This window comes from Rhodothermales bacterium (assembly GCA_013002345.1).
Classification (GTDB): domain Bacteria; phylum Bacteroidota; class Rhodothermia; order Rhodothermales; family JABDKH01; genus JABDKH01.
Genome location: JABDKH010000353.1, coordinates 1 through 3,766, shown reverse-complemented (window position 1 = coordinate 3,766; position 3,766 = coordinate 1). Strand labels below are relative to the sequence as shown.

General features: G+C 59.3%; 4 protein-coding genes. 1 reads left to right on the top strand and 3 read right to left on the bottom strand.

Translation table 11 applies throughout. The features are described from left to right. Positions 1-245: 245 nt before the first annotated feature. The 3 genes from HKN37_16660 to HKN37_16650 all read right to left on the bottom strand — a co-directional run bounded on the left by HKN37_16660 (position 246) and on the right by HKN37_16650 (position 2,599). Complete coding sequence (locus HKN37_16660) at positions 246-485, bottom strand: hypothetical protein (GenBank protein ID NNE48285.1); 240 nt, start codon at positions 483-485, stop codon at positions 246-248. 6 nt (positions 486-491) lie between these two features. Next, a complete protein-coding gene (locus HKN37_16655) occupies positions 492-1,655 on the bottom strand; it encodes a hypothetical protein (GenBank protein NNE48284.1) in 1,164 nt (387 codons plus the stop codon). Between the two features lie 269 nt (positions 1,656-1,924). Then, positions 1,925-2,599, bottom strand: a complete 675-nt coding sequence (locus tag HKN37_16650) for a hypothetical protein (GenBank protein NNE48283.1) — start codon at positions 2,597-2,599, stop codon at positions 1,925-1,927. A gap of 332 nt (positions 2,600-2,931) precedes the next feature. Here HKN37_16650 and HKN37_16645 point away from each other — a divergent pair, with 332 nt between their 5' ends. Continuing rightward, complete coding sequence (locus tag HKN37_16645) at positions 2,932-3,666, top strand: alpha/beta hydrolase (protein NNE48282.1); 735 nt, start codon at positions 2,932-2,934, stop codon at positions 3,664-3,666. The last annotated feature ends 100 nt before the right edge of the window (positions 3,667-3,766 follow it).

The window sequence follows — 3,766 nt, the reverse complement described above, 5'->3', positions numbered from 1 at the left end:
GTGAAGGTGTGTAAACATGTTGTTATTGTGTCATCACCTGGTCATTCCCGCGCAGGCGGGAATCCATACACCGGCGGGGTCATCTCATCCTTTCATGGATCCCCGATCGAGTCGGGGATGACCAACAGGGACCCCGGCTCTGCGGTCGACATCCCTCGCGACATCCCTCCTTCGGTCGTTCCGCGCAGGCGGGAATCCATACACCACCGGAGTCATCTTATCCTCTCATGGATCCCGGCTCAGCGTCAATCCGCCAGTTTTGCCATCACCCATTCTCCGTTTTTATCCCGTCGATACACATCCATTACCCCTTTATCCGTAAGCACGCGGAAGTACACGCGCTTTTCTTCCTCGAGCCACCAGTGGCCCTGCACCACCCACACGTCCACCAACTTCTGAACACGGTAGATGCGGGTGCCGCGCTGTATCCGCACCGGCCACCCTTTTCGATCCTCCACCTCGACCGGCTCTTCGATCCGTTTCATGATCGATCATCGGGGCCTCTTCCTCTTTCTTCGAGGCGGCTCCTTCTCCGGGAAGGGATCAAGCCGCATCTCATCCTCCGAAAACAGTACGTCCGGTTGCACGGCGGCGCGCTGCACCATCTCCGGAAAGCGCCGGTGCACGGCCCTCACGGCCGTGAAGACCGAGGGGCGTTCCTTGAAAAGCGGCACCTGCGCGGACTTCATATGCCGGAGAGCCCCCAGCTCCAGCGCCAGGGACTCCACCTCCAGACCAGGTGACAGCACTGCATGGAGCAAGCGCACCGCAGCGCGCAACAGACCGGGCAGGTTGCCGATCGGCTCGGGCAGAATGCGAAAGGCTGTCGCGTTTGCCCTGTTCCGATAGCCTTTTGCTACCAGGCGCAGTCGCTGGCAATACTCAGGCCGAAGAATTTCGGCTGCCTGGCAGACCAGATATTCGAGCACCGGGAGAATCTCTCGTGGCTCCCGGCAGGGGTCATCAAATTCGTAGCCCTGCCGGATGACGCGCGACTCCCGGAAGAGCGGTATCGGAGGCTCCTTTTCCGGATGGAGCATCTTGAAGAGTCGCTCCCCGTCGTTGCCAAACTGCGCCTTGAGATGGCGAAGCGAAAGTTTCTTTACCGCTCCCAGTGTGGCGTAACCGAAATGGTGCAGCAGTTCAACGGTGTCCTCTTCGAAGCCGATCTCCGCAATCCGTTCGACGGCGAACCGATCGAGAAATCCGTCAAGATTCCGGGGTGACACGACGAGCATGTTTCCCGGAGCTGCGCGCAAGGCTGCAAGCTGGGCCGCTGCCCGGTGCGGCGCCACGCCTCCGTGCACAGAGAGTGTTTCTGTCAATGCGCGGGCAACCGGCAGATCATCCGGCCTGAAGTACAGGAACGGTGGCCGCGACTTTTCGATGAACGGGGTGATCCCGTTTACCGAGTGGACGACCTCTTCCCATGCCGCCGTTTCGAGTTCGGCACTGCGAATGCGCAGCCGGACGTCCGGGCAGAGTGACTTTACCCGCTCGCCGCTCATGCCCGGTTCGATGCCGCTGCGGCGACTCGTACGGCAGGCGGCGATCACCCGGCCCGAGCCGATCACGGCCAGAGGCGCTCCATGGCCCTCGGCCTGTAGAAACGCCCATGCGGGGAATGAGGGGATAAACAGACTGCCTATCTGCATGAGCTGCCCATGGAAGAAGAGTCAAAATGAATTATGATTATATGTTAAACATATGTGTATAGCAATGCCTGAATTCACCTTCTTTCATTCTTGCGCAAGCCCTGCGCCCCGTCACCCCGGCCATCTGCTTGCCGTCATCCTGGCCGAAGAGCCGGGATCCATGCAACGATAAGGCTATTGCAGGCACCCGGCTGATGGCCGCCTGCCCTCGCCTCCGCAAGGACGGAGCGCGGCCATGACGGACGAGGAGGAGTTGCTCGCCAGCCGCCCTATCTCCTCATCGGCACAACAATCGGGCGCCGCTTCTTCTTCAGATACGGCGAGTCAACAACCTGAACCGACTGAACCATCCCCTCCACAAATACTGCGTATCTATCCGACGCTTCCCTGTGCATCTCCGACGTCAGGAGCAACGCCCGGGTCTCCCCCTGCTGCGAAATGTCGATCGCGAAGTAGGGGCCCACGCGATGCTTCTCTGTGGGCTCGTCGTCCGAGTAATGCTCGTAGATGAACGTCTGATAGAATTTCACGACAGGCATGCCGGTGTGAGATGTAAACGACTCAACATCCTCCGGACCCTCGCAGTGCGATCCCCCGTCCACACCGTCGGCGCCACAGAAGAGTGTCGCCTTATGGGTGACGGCCTTCCATAGCGAGTCTGCGTGCGTCTTCTCTCCGGACAACTCCACGTACTCAAGATCCAGCACTGTTCCGTCCACCACCAGCGTATCCCGGCAGGTCCACTGAAACGAGTCTTCCCTCGGGCCGACGTGCAGCCGGTGCCAACCGCCCGCGTACTGGATTTCGAATCCATATCGCGCATTGAGATAGGATCCGCCCACACCCTCAACTCCGCAGTACTGGCCGTATGCCGGGGCAATCATCGCCAGACCGAACACCATTGAGAGCGCCAACGACCGGCGCGTCTTGACAAGAATCTTCATAGACATCACCGGAATCGCGATAGACACGCGGATAAGCTAGCGCACAGGGCTGCCAACTCCCATCGTTGCGACCCGGCCACTCTGCCGTCTATCTCTTTTAACTTCACAAAAACCCTGTCTCAAGTCTGCCGGGAGTCCCGCCGATACCAATACCGCAACCCGGCCGATGTCCGGGCGTTCATCAGTAAGTAGTATCCGGGGCTTACCCACTGCCTCACCCAGGGCCGCAAACCCGAGTTTCCGTGCTGAAGACCACCCTTGTCACGCTTTTTGCGCTCGTCATTCTCTACGTAGCGTTCGTAGGGGTCGTGTATGTCCTTCAGGAACGCCTGATGTACCATCCCAAGGAGCATCTGGAGACCACCCCGGGGCACCACGGACTCGTCTTCGAGCCCGTGTCATTCAACACATCCGATGGTGAGACTCTCTTTGGCTGGTGGCTCCCGGCCCAGCGCGAGCGCGGCGTCATGCTCTTCCTCCACGGTAACGCCGGCAACATGTCCGACCGGATCGAGTCACTGAAGATTTTCAACAGCCTGGGGCTCAGCGTCTTCATTTTCGATTACCGTGGGTACGGCCAGAGCAGCGGCATTTCGACCGAGAACGGACTCTACGAAGACAGTGAAAGTGCGTGGCGGTATCTCACCGGAACGCGCGGTATTGATCCGATGAAGATTGTTGTTTTCGGGAGATCCCTCGGCGGCGGCGTCGCTACGTGGCTGACGGCCCGGCACAATTCCCGCGCGGTGATACTGGAGTCCGCGTTCACGTCGGTTCACGATCTCATCTTCCACCACTACCCGTTTGTGCCGGTTCAGTTGTTGCTCAATGACAAGTTCGACAGCCTGTCGCGGGTTCACTCGATGCAGACTGGCGCGCTGATGGTAGTCCACAGTCCGACCGATGAGATCGTACCGTTTTCGCATGGCGAAGAGTTGTTTCGTGCGGCACGCGGCAACAAGGAGTTCTTCGAGATGAAGGGCGGGCATAACAACGGATTTATTGCGACGGGAGATCTGTACGTCGAGCGTATCGACGCTTTTCTGGATACGCATCTCGGGAGATAGGTTCGCTCGACCTTTCCCCGCTGGAATGGCCTCCGACGCCGTTCATCTCGCTTCGCGGGCAATTCGCACCGTATGACTTGCCTCGTGCCCCACTGGGACT